Origin of the sequence: Microbacterium aoyamense (assembly GCF_023155855.1) — a bacterium.
Classification (GTDB): Bacteria; Actinomycetota; Actinomycetes; order Actinomycetales; family Microbacteriaceae; genus Microbacterium; species Microbacterium aoyamense.
The window spans coordinates 158,115-175,230 of record NZ_JAKNUT010000004.1; the positions used below are offsets into that span (position 1 = coordinate 158,115).

Annotated in this window: 15 protein-coding genes and 2 tRNA genes; 10 read left to right on the top strand and 7 right to left on the bottom strand. The window is 68.9% G+C overall.

Going from position 1 to position 17,116, the window contains the following annotated elements:
- Nucleotides 1-99 precede the first annotated feature (99 nt).
- Nucleotides 100-342: a hypothetical protein gene (locus MA876_RS12070; RefSeq protein WP_248149270.1), complete on the bottom strand. Its 243-nt coding sequence runs from the start codon at nt 340-342 to the stop codon at nt 100-102.
- Between the two features lie 144 nt (nt 343-486).
- Between MA876_RS12070 and MA876_RS19075 the strand changes: the two genes are divergently transcribed.
- A complete protein-coding gene (locus tag MA876_RS19075) occupies nt 487-3,333 on the top strand; it encodes a helix-turn-helix transcriptional regulator (protein ID WP_308221657.1) in 2,847 nt (948 codons plus the stop codon).
- On the opposite strand, the gene MA876_RS12085 is transcribed toward MA876_RS19075, so the two are convergent.
- Nucleotides 3,314-5,017, bottom strand: coding sequence for a long-chain-fatty-acid--CoA ligase (locus MA876_RS12085; RefSeq protein WP_248149273.1), 1,704 nt, complete (start codon nt 5,015-5,017; stop codon nt 3,314-3,316). The genes MA876_RS19075 and MA876_RS12085 overlap by 20 nt on opposite strands.
- A 110-nt stretch (nt 5,018-5,127) precedes the next feature.
- Here MA876_RS12085 and gatC point away from each other — a divergent pair, with 110 nt between their 5' ends.
- The 6 genes from gatC to MA876_RS12115 are packed head-to-tail and all read left to right on the top strand — an operon-like array spanning nt 5,128 to nt 10,693.
- Nucleotides 5,128-5,427 (top strand): Asp-tRNA(Asn)/Glu-tRNA(Gln) amidotransferase subunit GatC, encoded by a 300-nt coding sequence (gene gatC, locus MA876_RS12090; RefSeq protein WP_248149276.1) that lies wholly within the window; start codon nt 5,128-5,130, stop codon nt 5,425-5,427.
- On the top strand, nt 5,424-6,944 hold the full coding sequence (gene gatA / locus MA876_RS12095) for an Asp-tRNA(Asn)/Glu-tRNA(Gln) amidotransferase subunit GatA (protein ID WP_248149279.1): 1,521 nt from the start codon (nt 5,424-5,426) through the stop codon (nt 6,942-6,944). Before gatC ends, gatA begins: the two co-directional genes overlap by 4 nt.
- Nucleotides 6,944-8,458: an Asp-tRNA(Asn)/Glu-tRNA(Gln) amidotransferase subunit GatB gene (gene gatB, locus MA876_RS12100; RefSeq protein ID WP_248149281.1), complete on the top strand. Its 1,515-nt coding sequence runs from the start codon at nt 6,944-6,946 to the stop codon at nt 8,456-8,458. Before gatA ends, gatB begins: the two co-directional genes overlap by 1 nt.
- 38 nt (nt 8,459-8,496) lie before the next feature.
- A complete protein-coding gene (locus MA876_RS12105) occupies nt 8,497-9,756 on the top strand; it encodes a DNA polymerase IV (protein WP_248149284.1) in 1,260 nt (419 codons plus the stop codon).
- A 48-nt stretch (nt 9,757-9,804) separates the two neighbouring features.
- On the top strand, nt 9,805-10,125 hold the full coding sequence (locus tag MA876_RS12110; protein WP_248149287.1) for a hypothetical protein: 321 nt from the start codon (nt 9,805-9,807) through the stop codon (nt 10,123-10,125).
- Nucleotides 10,100-10,693 (top strand): nucleoside/nucleotide kinase family protein, encoded by a 594-nt coding sequence (locus MA876_RS12115; RefSeq protein ID WP_248149289.1) that lies wholly within the window; start codon nt 10,100-10,102, stop codon nt 10,691-10,693. Before MA876_RS12110 ends, MA876_RS12115 begins: the two co-directional genes overlap by 26 nt.
- Here MA876_RS12115 and MA876_RS12120 read toward each other — a convergent pair whose 3' ends face one another.
- The 5 genes from MA876_RS12120 to orn form a co-directional block, all read right to left on the bottom strand.
- A complete protein-coding gene (locus tag MA876_RS12120; RefSeq protein WP_248149292.1) occupies nt 10,694-11,179 on the bottom strand; it encodes a DUF2017 family protein in 486 nt (161 codons plus the stop codon).
- On the bottom strand, nt 11,176-11,478 hold the full coding sequence (gene clpS / locus MA876_RS12125) for an ATP-dependent Clp protease adapter ClpS (protein WP_372491525.1): 303 nt from the start codon (nt 11,476-11,478) through the stop codon (nt 11,176-11,178). Before clpS ends, MA876_RS12120 begins: the two co-directional genes overlap by 4 nt.
- Nucleotides 11,469-11,816 (bottom strand): metallopeptidase family protein, encoded by a 348-nt coding sequence (locus MA876_RS12130; protein ID WP_372491530.1) that lies wholly within the window; start codon nt 11,814-11,816, stop codon nt 11,469-11,471. Before MA876_RS12130 ends, clpS begins: the two co-directional genes overlap by 10 nt.
- A gap of 28 nt (nt 11,817-11,844) precedes the next feature.
- Nucleotides 11,845-11,920: transfer RNA gene (locus MA876_RS12135), tRNA-His, on the bottom strand.
- A 37-nt stretch (nt 11,921-11,957) separates the two neighbouring features.
- The gene (orn, locus tag MA876_RS12140; protein WP_248149315.1) at nt 11,958-12,584 is read right to left on the bottom strand and encodes an oligoribonuclease; all 627 of its coding nucleotides are present in this window, start codon (nt 12,582-12,584) and stop codon (nt 11,958-11,960) included.
- An 86-nt stretch (nt 12,585-12,670) separates the two neighbouring features.
- On the opposite strand from orn, the gene MA876_RS12145 reads away from it, so the two are divergent.
- The 3 genes from MA876_RS12145 to MA876_RS12155 all read left to right on the top strand — a co-directional run bounded on the left by MA876_RS12145 (nt 12,671) and on the right by MA876_RS12155 (nt 17,098).
- Nucleotides 12,671-12,743 (top strand) — tRNA-Arg (locus MA876_RS12145).
- A 62-nt stretch (nt 12,744-12,805) separates the two neighbouring features.
- Entirely contained in the window at nt 12,806-15,733 is a 2,928-nt protein-coding gene (locus MA876_RS12150) for an alpha-mannosidase (protein WP_248149318.1), read from the top strand.
- A 9-nt stretch (nt 15,734-15,742) separates the two neighbouring features.
- A complete protein-coding gene (locus MA876_RS12155) occupies nt 15,743-17,098 on the top strand; it encodes an MFS transporter (RefSeq protein ID WP_248149320.1) in 1,356 nt (451 codons plus the stop codon).
- Nucleotides 17,099-17,116 lie beyond the last annotated feature (18 nt).

A 17,116-nucleotide genomic window follows, 5' to 3' on the forward strand; every position in this document is an offset into this window, starting at 1 on the left:
CGACCGGGCCCCGGGTGGTCGCCGGTGCGACGCCGGGAGAGCAGGCGATCGTCGGGGCGCGCGCCGGTCGACTGGAATGACCGACGCGCGACCCCGCCGTCACTGCGGACGGGGGAGGTGCGGCTGACCACCGCGCCGGGGGACGTGGCGCTCGGAAGCGTCCACGCTCTCGTCGTCGACTGTCTGCATGGCGCAGGTGCGATCGACGACCGGGGCGATGCCGATCGCGCCGGCTGGAGCGATCGGGCCCGCGACGACGCCGCACATGCCGAGGACGAGGGCGGCGAACGACGTGCTCGCGAACGGTGGCATCAGTCGCGGGCGACGTGAGTTGGTGTCCATGGGATGACTCCTTCGAGTGGGTGGTTGCGATAGCTCCACGGTCCGCTCCGAGACGCGCCGCCGCATCAGGGCGCACCCCTCAGATCGCGTCGCAGCCCCCTCAGATCGGTCCCGCGGAACTCCATCGACTGGCACACTGTGCATGTGGTTGCCTTCGGAAGCGACGCACAGGTTCGGCTGTTCGGGCGGGATGACGTCAAACGGTCGATCGTCGCGGCGCTCGCGGAGGGTGCGGACGGGCACGGCGGAAGCGTCGTCATCGTGGGGGAGCCGGGGGTCGGCAAGACGCTGCTCGCCGCCGCGGCGTCGGCGGAGGTTCCAGACGCGCACGTGCTGCGCACGGCGTGCCTGCCTCTCGCGACGCTCGCCGTGCCGTTCCTCCCGCTGCGGGGGCCGTTCCGCGACCTCGCCGGCAGCGCGACCTCGATCGACTTCGACGGGTCGCCCGGAAGAGTGCTCGAATCGCTGGACCGTGTGATGGATGCCGCGACCGGCGCCGAACGGATCGTGCTCGTCATCGACGATGTGCAGTGGGCGGACGACGCGACTCGTGATGCGCTGCTCTACCTGCTCTCGGCGCCCGCATCCCGACGCGTCTCGATGCTCGCCACGGTGCGGCGATCGGACGACGGCGAGCCGCACGGCATCGACTTGTGGCTTTCGCACGTGGAGCGGATGCGCGAGTGCACAGTGATCTCGCTGGGGCCGCTCGACCGAGCGGCCACGACCGATCAGATCACCCACCTGATCGGGGCAGCGCCGTATCAGTCGCTGGTCGAGGAGGTGTGGTCGCACACGCGCGGGTTCCCCTACCTGACGGCGCTGGTCGTCGCGGGACTGGATGCGCGAGCGCGATCACTTCCCGATGCTCTGCCGCGAGGCCTCGTCGACTCCGTCCTGGCGAACGTCCGTGCCCTCGGCCCGGTCGCCGTCGCGGTCCTGTCGCTCCTCGCGATCGCTGGAAGACCGATGTCGGTCGCGGAGCTGCACGAGGTCGCCGCGATCGCGGAGGGTCCAGGTGCTCTCAGCACGAACGACGTGCAGACCGCGCTCGCTCTCGCGCGCCGCGCGCGGATCACGTCGCCCCACGGTGTCGGGGAGTGGTTCGCGCATCCGCTCACCGCCGAGGCGCTCGCGCAGAACGTGACCGAGACGCAGCGTCGTCTCTGGCATTCCGCGTTCGTCTCGACGCGCCACGATGTCGATGAGGGTCTTGATGCCGAGGAGGTCGCGTGGATCGCCGACCACGCCGCGGCCGCCGACGATCCCGTCGAGGCATACAGCTGGGCGCTGCGCGCAGCGGAGGGAGCGATGCGCGGAGAGGCCTTCGAACAGGCGGCGGCCTTCATGCACCGTGCCATCCGGCTGCGCGAGCGTGTGGCCGGAGCGGCCGTGCAGACCGAAGAGGAACTCCTGACTCTGCACGCGCGCGCCGCAGGGCTCGCAGGCGCGCTCGACGACGAGCTCGCCTCGACGGAACGCCTGCTCGAGATCGTCGATGTGGACGACACCGGCCGGCGCGCGGCGCTGACGGCACGCCGTCTGCTGGTCAGATCGGCGGCGCTGCAGCACTATCCATCCGCCGAGGACGTCGCACTTCTGCTCGAGCTCGCTCGGCGTTCCCCACCGGGCGTGGACCGTGCATTCGCGTACGGGCTCGCCGCTCTCTGGGTGGAGGACTCCGAGGTCGCACGGTTCGCCGCGGAATCGAACGACCCGAGCAATCGCACGACGATCGAGCCCGACCTGTGGTCGCTCGTCGCACGTGTTCGCGCGGCGTCCGTCGGAGGGGACGAGGCACTCGTCCGATCGCTCTCCGCGACCGCTCGTTCACGAGCGCTCGACGAACGGGACGGTCTTGCGTACAACATCGCTGCAATGGAGTCGATCTTCGCCTCGGCGCCTTCGATCTCGGAGGAGGTCGCCCTCGCCTTCCGGACTCATCGCACCGAGGCATCCGGCATCCTCGCACACACATTTCTCGCGTGGTTCGCAATGCTGGAGGCTGGTACCTGGTTCGATCTTGGGCGGTGGACCGACTGCGCCGCGGCGCTGCGCGTGACGATCGGCGCCTATCCCCGCCGTCCGGTGGAGATCGCGGTCGGAACCATCGCGGGGTGGCTGGCCCTTCGGCAGGGCCGTCTCGAGGCGGCCGCGGGTCACTTCGAGGTCGTCGCCGTGCTCGCCGCCCGAGCCGGTGAGAGCCTGACGTCGGAGTCCGCTCAGGCCCGGGCCGAACTCGCCCTTGATCGCGGCGATCTGGCGTCGGCGACAAGCGACCTGCGTGTGGCGTTCGAGAGGACCGCCGAGTCGGATCTGGGCATGCTGGAACCCCTCCTCGCGCGGGCACTCGCAGACGCGAGAGCCGCATCGCGCGAGGAGGCCGTCGAACTCGCGCGCCTGCTCCACGCCGCGGAGCAGGCGGAGACGTTGGACTCGGGCGATGCGCCTGCGTTCGCCCGGTCCGCCCTGCGGGATGCGGAGGTGGCGCGCGCGGATGGTGAACCCTCCGACGCGCCGTGGATCCGTGCTGCCGATGCCTGCCGCGCAGCGGGGATGGAGTGGGATGAGGCTTACGCGTGCCGCCGCTGCGCAGACGCACTCCTCTCGGCGACGCCGCCCGATCGCGCAACGGCATCCGTCGTCGTCCGCAGAGGGCTGGCGATCGCGACGCGCATCGGCGCGGCGCCCCTGGAGCGCGCCCTCCGAGAACTCGCGCGCTTCGCTCGCATCGTGGTCGACACCGATACCCCTGCCGGCGGGCCGGACGATGAGACGCCCGCTGCGGAGCTTCCCGGTCTCACCGCGCGCGAGCGCGAGATCGTCGCCTTGATCGTGCGGGGCCTCACCTACAGCGAGATCGCACGTGAGCTCTTCGTGAGCGAGAAGACCGTGTCATCCCACGTGTCGAACATCCTCCGTAAGACCGGTGCGACGAACCGCATCGACCTCGCCGTCAAGGCGACGCGCCTCAGCTCGAACCCGCGTTGAGGTTCAGCAGCGAGTCGCGCACCTGACGGCGCAGGACCTTTCCGATGAGCGACTTCGGCAGCTCGTCGACGACGTAGAGGCGTCGAGGCACCTTGTACGGCGTCAGGATGCCGCGGGCGAACTCGCGGATGGCCTCGACGTCGACCTCCTTGCCGGGATCGACGACGATCGCGGCGACGACCTCTTCGCCGGAGTGATCGCTCGGCAGGCCCACGACGGCGGCCTCGACGACGTCGGGATGCTGGCGCAGGGCGTTCTCGACTTCGGTCGGCATGACGTTGAAGCCACCCGTGATGATGAGCTCCTTGATGCGGTCGACGATGCGCACGAAGCCCGCTTCGTCGATCTGCACGATGTCGCCCGTGCGGAACCATCCGTCGACGAACACCTTCTCGGTCTCTTCGGGCTTGCCGTAGTACCCGCTGAAGACCTGCGGACCGCGCACGACGAGCTCGCCGCGCTCACCCGCGGGCACGTCCTTCGTCGGCTCGTCGGGGTCGACGACGCGACACTCGGTGCCGGGGATCGGAAGTCCCACCGTGCCGGGCACGCGGTTCTCGGCGACGGGGTTGGCCATGAGCACGGGCGAGGTCTCGCTGAGACCGTAGCCCTCGACGAGGTACCCGCCGGTCGCCGCCTCGAAGGGCACGACGAGCTCGTGGGGCAGCGCCATCGCGCCCGAGATCGCGACTTCGGTGCCGGCGAGAGACACGCCCTTCTCCTGTGCGGCCTTGAGCAGACGATCCGCGATGGGAGGCACGAGAGGCAGGAAGGTCGCGGGATGCTTCTTCGTGACCTCGAGCACCATGTCGGGGTCGAAGCGGGGGAAGAGCACGAGACGCGCGCCCATCGACATCGCGAAGGTGAGGCACAGCGTGAGTCCGTAGGCGTGGAACATGGGCAGCACGGCGTAGACGACGCATCCCGGTCCGCGCACGATCGACGGCACCCACGCGCGCGCCTGCGCGGCGTTCGACAGCAGGTTCCGGTGCGTGAGCGAGGCGCCCTTGGGCGTGCCCGTCGTGCCGCTCGTGTACTGGATGAGGGCGAGGTCGTCGGTCTTGGGCTTGGGGTGCGCCTGGGGCAGCGGCTCGAAGCCGACGATGCTCTCCCAGGATGTCGCACCGGTCACCCGCTCGTGCAGCGCGTTGCGCGCTTCGCGGGCCTTCGCGATCGGCAGCTTGAGCGCCATGCGCGTGCCGAACGGCATCGCCTTCGTCACGTCGACCGAGATGAGTGCGGTCACCGCGAGGTCGTCGGGGAACTCCTGCACGGTCGAGACCACCTTCGACCAGACGATCGCGTGCTTGGCCCCGTGGTCTTCGAACTGCTTGCGCAGCTCGCGCGGTGTGTAGAGCGGATTGTGCTCGACGACGACGGCACCGAGGCGCAGGATCGCGTAGAACGCGACGATATGCTGCGGGCAGTTGGGCAGCACGATCGCGACCGGATCCCCGGCCTTGACGCCGTGCGCCTTCAGCCCCGCGGCGGCGCGCTCGATCTGCTCGTGCATGTGGCGGTACGTGGTCTCGCGGCCGAAGAACTGCAGTGCCGGTGCGTCGGGGTAGTCGCGGACGGATGCCTCGACGATGTCGACGAGCGAGCCCGACACCGGTTCGAGGTCGTCCGGCACTCCTTCTGCGTAGCTGGCGATCCAGGGGCGAGGAGGGTCGTACGTGGTCACGATGCCAGCCTATGCCCGCGCTGTGGAGCGGCACGAGCGCTCGCTGCCGGGACGGCACGAGTGCCCGTCGGCCGCAGGGGCGCACGAGTGGCGGCAACTAGACTGTCGTGGTGTCTGAAATCACCCCCGAACTCGTGCGCCATCTCGGCGTGCTCGCCCGGATCCAGTTGAGCGATGACGAGGTCGAGCGCCTGACGGGCCAGCTCGACGTCATCGTCGACAACATCGCGAAGGTCTCCGAGGTCGCGACTCCCGACGTCGTCGCGACGAGCCACCCGATCCCGCTCGAGAACGTCTTCCGCGCCGATGTCCCCGGAGACATGCTGACGGTCGCCGAGGTGCTGCAGAATGCTCCGGATGCCGCGAGCGACCGGTTCCGTGTCACCGCGATCCTGGGGGAGGAGCAGTGACCGATCTCATCCGGCTCACCGCCGCGGAACTCGCCTCCCGGCTCGCATCCGGCGAGGTGTCGAGCGTCGAAGCGACGCAGGCGCACCTCGACCGCATCGCCGCCGTCGACGGCGACGTCCACGCGTTCCTGCACGTCTCCGACCACGCGCTCGAGGTCGCGGCCGACATCGACCGCCGTCGCGCCGCGGGCGAGCAGCTCGGCCCCGTCGCCGGCGTTCCGCTCGCGATCAAGGACGTGCTCGTCACGACCGATATGCCCTCGACGAGCGGCTCACGCATCCTCGAAGGCTTCCTGTCGCCCTACGACGCGACCGTCGTCGCGCGCTCGCGCGCCGCGGGTCTCGTGCCGCTCGGCAAGACCAACATGGACGAGTTCGCGATGGGCTCGTCGACCGAGCACTCCGCGTACGGCGCCACGCACAACCCGTGGGACCTCGACCGCATCCCCGGGGGATCCGGCGGAGGCTCGGCCGCGGCCGTCGCGGCGTTCGAGGCCCCGCTCGCGCTCGGCTCGGACACGGGCGGGTCGATCCGTCAGCCCGCGCACGTCACCGGCACGGTGGGCGTCAAGCCCACATACGGCGGGGTGAGCCGCTACGGCGCGATCGCTCTCGCGTCATCGCTCGACCAGGTCGGTCCCGTGACGCGGACGGTGCTCGACGCCGGCCTCCTGCACGACGTCATCGGCGGGCACGACCCGCACGACTCGACGTCGCTGACCGAGGCGTGGCCGTCGTTCGCGGCGGCCGCACGCGAGGGTGCCACGGGCCAGGTGCTCAAGGGCCTCAAGGTCGGCGTCATCTCGGAGCTCCCCGACAGCGGCTTCCAGGCCGGTGTGTCGGAGTCCTTCCGCGCCGCTCTCGCGGCGATGGAGGCCCAGGGTGCCGAGATCGTCGAGATCTCCGCCCCGCACTTCGAGTACGGTGTCGCGGCGTACTACCTGATCCTGCCGGCCGAGGCATCCAGCAACCTCGCGAAGTTCGACTCGGTCCGTTTCGGTCTGCGTGTCGACGTGCCCGGAGGCACGGTCGAGGACGTCATGGCGAAGACCCGCGACGTCGGCTTCGGCGAAGAGGTCAAGCGCCGCATCATCCTCGGCACCTACGCCCTGTCGGCGGGCTACTACGACGCGTACTACGGCTCGGCGCAGAAGGTCCGCACGCTCATCCAGCGCGACTTCGACGAGGCCTTCGCGAAGGTGGACGTCATCGCGACGCCGTCGGCGCCGACGACGGCGTTCAAGCTCGGCGAGAAGATCGACGATCCGCTGCAGATGTACCTCAACGACGTCACGACGATCCCGGCGAACCTCGCGGGCGTTCCGGGCATCTCGATCCCGTCCGGCCTCGCCGCCGAGGACGGCCTGCCCGTCGGCATCCAATTCCTCGCTCCCGCCCGCGAGGACGCGCGTCTCTACCGCGTCGGCGCCGCGCTCGAAGCCGTGCTGCTCGACCAGTGGGGCGCGCCGCTCCTCGACAGGGCACCCGCGCTCGGTGCGAACGGAGGTGCCCGCTGATGGGCAAGGACAAGCTGATGGACTTCGACGCGGCACTCGAGCAGTTCGAGCCCGTGCTCGGGTTCGAGGTGCACGTCGAGCTGAACACCGAGACCAAGATGTTCTCGGCCGCCGCGAACCCCGCGCACGCGTCGAACCACGACGCGGCGCCGAACACGCTCGTCGCCGCGGTCGACATGGGCCTGCCGGGCGCCTTGCCGGTCGTCAACGAGACGGCCGTGAAGTACTCGATCAGCCTCGGGCTCGCCCTCGGCTGCTCGATCGCGCCGTCGAGCCGCTTCGCCCGCAAGAACTACTTCTACCCCGACCTGGGCAAGAACTACCAGATCTCGCAGTACGACGAACCCATCGCGTTCGAGGGCTCGGTCGACATCGAGCTCGCGGGCGGCGACATCGTGACGGTGCCGATCGAGCGCGCGCACATGGAGGAGGATGCCGGCAAGCTCACGCACATGGGCGGCTCGACCGGTCGGATCCAGGGCGCCGAGTACTCGCTCGTCGACTACAACCGCGCCGGCGTGCCGCTCGTCGAGATCGTCACGAAGCCGATCTTCGGCACCGAGCACCGCGCACCCGAGATCGCGAAGGCGTACGTCGCCGCGATCCGCGACATCGTGATCGCCCTGGGGATCTCCGAGGCGCGGATGGAGCGGGGCAACCTGCGATGCGACGCGAACGTCTCGCTCCGCCCCCGCGGGCAGGAGAAGCTCGGGACGCGCACCGAGACCAAGAACGTCAACTCGATGCGGTCCGTCGAGCGCGCCGTGCGCTACGAGATCCAGCGTCAGGCCGCGATCCTCGCCGCCGGCGGCACGATCACGCAGGAGACGCGCCATTGGCACGAGGACACCGGTACGACCTCGCCCGGGCGTCCGAAGTCCGACGCGGACGACTACCGCTACTTCCCCGAGCCCGACCTGCTGCCGGTCGCGCCGTCGCTCGAACTGATCGAAGAGCTCCGCGCTGCCCTTCCCGAGCCGCCGGCCGCGCGTCGTCGCCGGCTCAAGACCGATTGGGGCTTCACCGACCTCGAGTTCCAGGACGTCGTGAACGGCGGCCTTCTCGCCGAGGTCGAGGCCACCGTCGCCGCAGGAGCATCACCCGCAGCCGCCCGCAAGTGGTGGACCGGCGAGCTGACGCGCGTCTCGAACGCCTCCGACCGCGAGCCTGCCGAGCTCGTGACGCCCGTCGCCGTCGCGGATCTGCAGAAGCTCGTCGACGACGGCACGCTGACCGACAAGCTCGCGCGCCAGGTGCTCGAGGGCATGATCGCGGGCGAGGGATCGCCACAGCAGATCGTGGATGCCCGGGGTCTCGCGGTCGTGTCCGATGACGGAGCGCTCATCGCGGCGATCGACGAGGCGCTCGCGGCGCAGCCCGACGTGCTCGAGAAGATCCGCGACGGCAAGGTACAGGCGGCGGGTGCCGTCATCGGCGCGGTCATGAAGGCCATGAAGGGTCAGGCGGACGCCGCACGCGTGCGCGAACTCGTACTGGAGCGCGCGGCTCAGTAACAGAGAGCGGTGTCGTCGCTGGCGACGAGAATGGATGCATGGGACGCGGCGACGGATCGGGCAGGCTGACATCGCCCGACGATGCGGACGACAGCGGCACCGGCATCCTGCACGTCGACATGGACGCCTTCTACGCGTCCGTCGCGGTGCTCGACGACCCGTCGCTGCGCGGCAAGCCCATCATCATCGGCGGGCTCGAGGGGCGGGGCGTCGTGTCGAGCGCGTCGTACGAGGCGCGGCGCTTCGGTGTGCGCTCGGCGATGCCCATGGGCCAGGCGATGCGTCTGTGCCCGACCGCCGTCGTCGTCCAGCCCGAGTTCGGTCGGTTTCTCGAGGAATCGGCGAAGGTCATGGCGATCTTCCGCGACTTCACTCCGCTCGTCGAGCCGCTCTCGATCGACGAGGCGTTCCTCGATGTGCGCGGAGCGCGGCGGCTGTGGGGGAGTCCGGGTGAGATCGCGCGGATGCTGCGTGCGCGCGTGCTCGATGAGACGGGGCTCGTCTGCTCCGTCGGCGTCGCGTCGACCAAGCACGTCGCGAAGATGGCCTCGACGCTGAGCAAGCCTGACGGGCTGCTCGTCGTGCCGGCGGACGAGACCGCGCGCTTCCTCGCGGCGCGGCCGGTCGGCGCACTGTGGGGCATCGGACCGAAGGCCGCCGAGTCGCTCCAGGGTCGCGGCATCCACACTGTCGCCGACATCCTGCAGACCCCCAGGCCCGTGCTCGACCGCGCTCTCGGGCCGGCGATGGGGGAGCGCATCTGGCACCTCGCCCGCGGACAGGATGCACGTGAAGTGCAGACGGAGCACGTGGAGAAGAGCGTCGGCCATGAGGAGACCTTCCACACCGACATCGCCGACACCGCCATTCTGCGCGGCGAACTCCGGCGACTCGCCGACCAGGTCGGGGCCCGCCTGCGGCGTCACGGGTGGGAGGCCTCCACCATCTCGATCAAGGTGCGCTACGCCGACTTCACGACGATCACCCGTTCCCAGACGCTCGTCGAGCCGACGGCGGTGGGCCAGCGGATCGGGGATGCCGCGCACGAGCTCTTCGCGACGGTCGATCGCTCCCAGTCCGTGCGGCTGATCGGCGTCCGCGCCGAGAAGCTGAGGCCCGCCGGAGGCTCCGCGCTCGCACTGTGGGACGACGATGCCGAGTGGCGCAGCATCGAAGGGGCTCTCGACGGCGCCGCGGCGCGGTTCGGGAAGGGCGCCGTCACGAGGGCGAACCTCCTCGGCAAGGCGCGCGGTGGCGGCACGCTGCCGTCCAGTCCGCGGCCTCCGCGCGCAGACTGACGCATCCGCGCACTGGGCAGGCGTGGCCAGGCCGAGTAGCGTGGGGTCATGCCCAACATCGCACTCGAACTCGGCAAAGCGTCCGCATCCTTCGGCGTGAAGGGATCCTACGGTGAGGCGCAGGACGTCGGCGGCGTGACGATCATCCCGGTCGCCGCCTCATGGTCGGGCTTCGGCGGTGGCTCCGACGACGCCGGCAACGGCGGTGGCGGCGGTGGCGGCTGGTCGATTCCGATCGGCGCATACATCCGCAAGGGCGACGACCTGCGCTTCGAGCCGAACATCATCGCCCTGCTCGCAGTCGCGGTCCCGTTCGTCTTCTTCGCCGGACGAGCGCTCAGCCGTGTCATCCGCGTCCTCAAGAAGTAGCACCGACCCCGTCGCCGCGGCGCTCGATGCCGCCGCCGACCGCGTCGTCTCGGTCGTCGCGAAGCTCGGCGTGAGCAACCCCGTCATCCTGATCGACGGTCGCAGCGGCGCGGGCAAGTCGAGCCTCGCCCGTGCGGTGGTGACTCGGTGGCCCTTGCGAGGGCGCGTGCAGCTGGTGGCGCTGGACTCCCTCTACCCGGGGTGGGACGGACTCGACGACGGGGTGCTCGCGGCGCAGGACCTCATCCTCCGTCCGCATGCGCGCGGTCTCATCGGTGTGTGGCAGCGGTGGGATTGGGATGCGGCGGCCTACGCCGAAGCGCATGCCGTCGACCCCTCTCTGCCGCTCGTCGTCGAGGGATCGGGGTTGCTGACCCCGATCACCGAGAAGCTCGGCGACGTGCGGGTGTGGCTCGAAGCGCCCGACGCGTCGCGCAAACGGCGCGCGCTCGACCGCGACGGCGACACCTATCGCCCGCACTGGGCGCGGTGGGCGCGCCAGGAGGACGAGCACATCGTGCGGGATGACCCGCGCAAGCGGGCGACGCTCGCCTTCGACGTGCCCTGATCAGGCGTCGAGGGCGCCCACGAGCCCGTCGAGGCGATAGCCGAGCCAGTCGTAGATGCCGTACTTCGGGTCGTCGTGGTCGTGCTCGTCGTCGTTCACGATCCCGAGCCGCGTCGCGAGCACGAGCCGGATCGCGGCGAGGGTGCGCAGCCACGCCTGGACGTCCTCGCGATCGAGCACGATCGAGACCTGCTCGACGAACGCGGGATCGTCGAGGTCGTCGCCGAGTTCGCCGACGTGGCCGAGCGTCGCGAGCACGCGCGCGGCATCCGACCGACGCCTTCCCAGGAGGTCGCTCTCGGTCACCTCGCGGAACTCACGCGCCGCCTCGGGGTCTTCGTACGCGTCGGGGACCAGGCGCAGGACGGCCGGATCGTCACCGGAGTCGGCCGACTCGTCGAGCAGCTCATCGAACTGCACGACGAGCCCGGCGAGATGCGCCGCCTCGATGCGGGCCAATTCGAGCACGATCGTCTCGGGGGTCATCGCGGTGCCTCTCTCACGGTCGCCCAGAGTCCGTAGTCGTGCATGGCCTGTGCGTGCAGTTCCATCTGCTCGCGTGCGCCCTCGGCGACGACGGCGTGACCCTCGTGGTGCACAGCGAGCATGAGGCGCTCCGCCTCGGTCTTCGAGAAGCCGAAGTACTCGCGGAACACATGGCTCACGTAGCTCATGAGGTTGACGGGATCGTTCCATACGACGGTCTGCCACGGCGGTGACGCAGCGACGGACTCGTGGCGATCCACGTCGATGTCGGGCTGTGCGAGCGGGGACATCAGGCCCACCCGAGTTCGTGCAGCCGAGCATCGTCGATGCCGTAGAAGTGAGCGATCTCGTGGACGAGCGTCGTATGCACCTCATCGCGCAGATCGTCCTCGGTGTCGCACGCCGCGAGGTGCGGCTCGCGGTACACGATGATGCGGTCGGGCAGCTCGCCCACGCCGTAGCGTTCGCGTTCGGTCAGCGCCCAGCCGTCGTAGAGCCCGAGCAGGTCGAGGCTGCCGTCCTCGGGGCGATCCTCGACGACGAACACGACGTTGTCGAGACCGTCGACCATGTCGTCGGGAAGGCGATCGAGCTCGTCGACGACGAGGGTCTCGAAGGCGGCGGCATCCATTTCCATCATCGTGATGACGAAGAGAAAGCGAACATGGGGTGGCTAACGGGACTTGAACCCGCGACCCCCGCGACCACAACGCGGTGCTCTACCAACTGAGCTATAGCCACCATGTCTCCCGCTCGCGCAGGCAACCAGAAGATTCTCTCATATCTCGGGGACGAACGACGACACGACGGACGCTGCGATCGCACGTGCTCCGTCACTCGTCGGACCGGGCTGCGGCACGAAGACCGCCTGCCGGTAGTAGCCGAGCTCACGGATGGATTCGAGGATGTCGGCGAGAGCGCGATGACCCCCGCCCTTCGCCGGCGCGTGGATGTACGCACGCGGATACCAGCGACGCGAGAGCTCTTTGATGCTCGACACGTCGACGTTGCGATAGTGCAGCCAGCGGTCGACGCGCGGCATGTACTTCGCGAGGAACATGCGGTCGGTGCCGATCGTGTTGCCCGCGAGAGGCGCCTTACCCTCGAGGGGCACGAAGCGCTGGATGTACTCGAGCGCCTGGAACTCGGCCTCGGCGACCGACACACCGTGCGGGATCTCTTCGAGCAGCCCCGACTTCTCGTGCATCGCGGTGACGAAGTCGTTCATGTGCTCGAGTGCGGAAGCATCGGGCTTGATGACGACGTGGAAGCCCGGATCGAGCACGCGAAGCTCGAAGTCCGTGACCACGACGGCGATCTCGACCAGCTCATCGACGGCGAGGTCGAGGCCGGTCATCTCGCAATCGATCCAGACCAGTCGATCGTTCTCCGATGCTCCCACCATGCGATCCATCCTAATGAGCGGCTCCGACGCAGGCCCCGCGGATCGTTTCTCGATCGATCGAGCCGGACGGTACCGTAGAGATGCCCGCCCCCGTAGCTCAGTGGATAGAGCAACAGCCTTCTAATCTGTCGGTCGCACGTTCGAATCGTGCCGGGGGCACCCAGCGTCTCGAGGACGCCACCACCGCGGTTAGGCTTGTCGGCGGCCCAAAGACGGAGGCAATGGTGCGCGGCTTCGCGGAATTCCTGTTCGGACTCGAGGCGCGGCAGCCGCGCGAGTTCCGGCGACTGCTGCGCGTGCGCGCGCAGATCTACACGACGATCGCACCCCTGCGCGCCGAGATCCTGCGCTCGCCCGAGCCGATCCCGTTCGCTCAGCTCGACGCATCCGCTTTCCGTCCCATCGCGCCCGGGACGGCGTGGGGCAAGAAGATGGATTGCGCGTGGCTGCACGTGACGGGCGAGATCCCCACCGACGCCGGTGAGGTCGTCGTCATGCTGGGCCTGCGTGGCGAGGGCCTCGTCTACGCACCCGACGGCGAGATCGTCGACTCGACGTCGACGGTGTTCCTGCAGGGCGACCTGCCGCATTCCGGCGGAAAGTACCGGCCCGTGCGGGGGCTCGACCTTACGACGGGAACGGTGGACTTCTACGCCGACATCGCCTACAACGGCATCCTGCTGTACGAGTACGGACGGGCGGTGTTCCACGGTGCTCACCTCGCGCGGCGCGACGAGGCCGTGTTCGCGCTCTACTACGACTACATGACGCTGCTGGCGCTGGCGGATGCGACAACGGATGCCGCGCTGAGCCGTGGGCTGTTCGCATCGCTGCGCGAGGCGTACGCGCGCTTCGGTCGCGGCGACATCGGGGGAGCGCGCGCGGCACTCGCCCCACATCTCGAAGCGCCGAGCGACAGCACCTTCGTCTACGACGCGATCGGCCACGGGCACCTCGACATGGCCTGGCTCTGGCCCCTGCGCGAGACCCACCGCAAGTCGGCGCGCACGTACGCGAAACAGCTCGACAATCTGGCCGTCGAACCCGATTTCGTCTACGGCACGAGTCAGCCGCAGCAGATGGCGTGGATCAAGCAGGAGCACCCCGAACTCTTCGGACGCGTGAAGGATGCCGTCGCCGCCGGACGCATGGAACTCCAGGGCGCGTTCTGGGTCGAGCCCGACACGAACCTGCCGAACGGGGAATCGCTCGTGCGACAAGCGCTCGTGGGACGCAGGTTCCTCGAGGAGGAGTTCGGGATCACCCGCGACGAGCTGCGCCTGTGCTGGCTGCCGGACACTTTCGGCTACAACGGCAACCTGCCCCAGATCCTGCGCAAGAGCGGAATGGACTGGTTCCTCACCATCAAGCTCGCGTGGAACAAGGTCAACGACTTCCCGCATCGCACGTTCCACTGGGAGGGCATCGACGGCTCACGGGTTCTCGTGCACATGCCCCCCGAGGGCGACTACAACAGCCGCGCGGCGGCGGACAATCTGCTGGGCGGCATCGACCGCTACCCCGAACGGGATCTCGAGACCGCGCTCCTCGTCTACGGCGCCGGTGACGGCGGCGGCGGCCCGGGCGAAGTGCACCTCGAGTTGACGCGGCGTGAGCGTGACCTCCGCGGGCTGCCGAAGGTCGTGCCCGGCCGCGCACACGAATTCTTCACGCGTCTCGCGCAGCGCGACATCCCGCACGTGCACTCCGGTGAGCTGTACCTCGAGACCCATCAGGGCACGTACACGACGCAGGGGAACATCAAACGGATGGGTCGGGTGCTCGAGCGCAAGCTCCACAATGCCGAAGTCCTCGCCGTGATGACCGGCAACGACAGCCGCGAAGCTCTCGCGCAGCACTGGCGCGACGTGCTGCTCAATCAGTTCCACGACATCATCCCGGGGTCTTCGATCTCTCGTGTCAATGTCGAGGCCATCGAGACGTACGAGCGGATCGAACGCGACCTCGATGCGCTCTCGGCGCAGTACACCGCGCAGCTGCCTGCGGCGGAGGCCGCGGCATCCGTCGTCAATCTCACGTCGTTCCCGCGCGACGAGTTCGTCCGTTCGGGGGATGACTGGTTCCACGCGACCGTCGCACCGTACGCGGCGGCGGCGCTCGTGCCGGCGGAGCCGCGCGACGACCTGTCGTTCACGGGCGACACGATGACGAACGGCGTGCTGATGCTGCGATTCGGACCTTCGGGAGAGATCGTCTCGTGCACGGATGCCGCCGGCACGGAGCACGCGCGTGACGGCTTCAATCGGCTCGTGCTGCACCGGGACCCGTACCAGTTCCCGTTCGACGCGTGGGACATCAAGCAGGATTACCACCGCACGCCCGGCAAGCCCCTCGCGCCGACGTCGCTCGAGACGGCCGTCGACGGTCCGACGATCGTGCGCACGCAGCGCTTCCGGTTCTCGAACTCGACGATCGAGCAGCGCATCGTGCTCGAGGCCGGCAGCGATGTCGTCCGGTTCGAGACGACGGTCGACTGGCACGAGAAGCACCGGATGCTGCGGGCCGAGTTCCGTCCGCAGCGGTACGCCGACACCGTTCGATGCGAGATCCAGTTCGGTCACATCGAGCGGGTCACGACGGAGCGGGATGCCGTCGAGACGGCGCAGTTCGAAGTGTGCGCGCACAAGTGGATCGCCCTCGAGGACGCGACGGGCGGCTTCGCTCTGCTCAACGACGGCAAGTACGGCCATCGTGTGAAGAACGGCCTCGTGAGCCTCAATCTGCTCCGCTCGCCGACGTTCCCCGACAAGAACGCCGACAACGGCATCCATCGCTTCACCTATGCCTTCACCCCGTTCGCGTCGGGTGACCTCGCGAAGGTCGTCCGTGAGGGATACCGCCTCAACAATCCGCTGATCCCGGCCGCGGGGGCGTCGTTCGACCCGCTCATCCAGTCGAGCGAGGCGGGCGTCGTCGTCGAGACGGTCAAGATCGCGGAGTCGGGCTCGGGCACGATCGTGCGCCTGTACGAGAGTCTCGGGCGGCCCACGACCACAGCGCTCACGACGTCGCTGCCCGTGCGGAGCGCCGTCGAGACGGATCTGCTCGAGGTGCCCATCGGCGCCACCGACCTGTCGGCGATCGAACTCGGTGCGTTCGAGATCAAGACGATCCTGCTGGAGGGCTGAGCCGTGTCGATGGCAGTTGCACGATCGATCACCCCGCGCGCGCAGCGTGTCGCAGTGGTCACGGCGGGCTTCGGCCAGAACGCCGTGCTCACGATGGTGACGACGTTCATCCTCGTCTACCTGATCGAGTACGCCCACGTGAGCGCGGCCGGCATCGCGGTCGTGACGGGCATCATCACGGCGACGAAGGTCTTCGACGCGTTCGCCGATCCCGTCATGGGCAGTCTGATCGACCTCACGCGCACGCGCTGGGGCAAGTTCCGGCCGTACATCCTGTTCTCGGCCGTTCCGGTGGCCGTCCTGTCGGCGCTTCTGTTCAGCGCGCCGGATGCCACGGAGCCCGCGAAGCTCGTCTTCTTCGGCGTCTGCTACTTCCTGTGGGGCATCGCCTACACGATGTGCGACGTGCCGTACTGGGGCCTCATCGGCTCGGCGTTCCCCGACTCGCGCGAACGAGCCGGCGTGATCTCGAACGTGCGTGCCTTCGGTGCGATCTCGCTCGGAATCGTGACCCTCGGGATGCCGTGGATCGCGCGGTGGCTGAGCTTCGGCGACGACACGACGGCGTTCGGCTGGAGCCTTGCGGCGGCGCTCGTCGCGGTCGTGGGCATGGGCCTCTACCTGCTCGCCTTCTTCCGGACCCGCGAGCGCGCCACGAGCGCCCTGTCCGAGCGACTCACGATGCGCGTGCTGTTCGGCACCCTCGTCAAGAACACGCCCCTGCTCATGGTGCTGCTCGGCTCGATCTTGGGATTCGGCCGACTGATCGTGCAGGCCGGTGGCGCGGTCTTCGTCGTGATCGCCTACGGCGACGAGGGGTACTTCACTCTCATCGGCGCCGCGATCATCGTCGGCATGGTGCTGTCGTCGTTCCTGGCGCCGCTTCTGCTGCGGCTCGCGACCGGCAAATCGCTGATCATCTGGAGCACCGCGGCGGCCGTCGTGCTGTACCTCGCGATGTACGTCGTCGGCTTCGCGAACCTCATCGCGGTGCTCGTCTTCATCTTCCTCACGGGGCTCACGCTGGGCATCTTCGTCGTGGTCCAGACGACGATGATCGCGGACGCGGTCGACGATGTCGAGCGCCGTACGGGTGTGCGCAACGACGGCATCTCGTTCTCGACGTTGACGTTCGTCTCGAAGATCATGAACGCCCTCGCGGTGCTGGCATTCGGCATCTTCATCGTCGCCGCCGGCTACGGAGCGGATTCCGCGGTCACACCTGAGATGCAGGCGATCGTCTGGGCATCGATCACCCTCGTCCCGGCGATCAGCTGCCTCATCTCGATCGTGCCTTTCGCGTTCTACCGGATCGGTCTGCCGGCGCGCGGGGAAGTGCTGGCCAAGGCGGGCTCGCAGGCGTAGCGTCGGGGCTATCGGAAG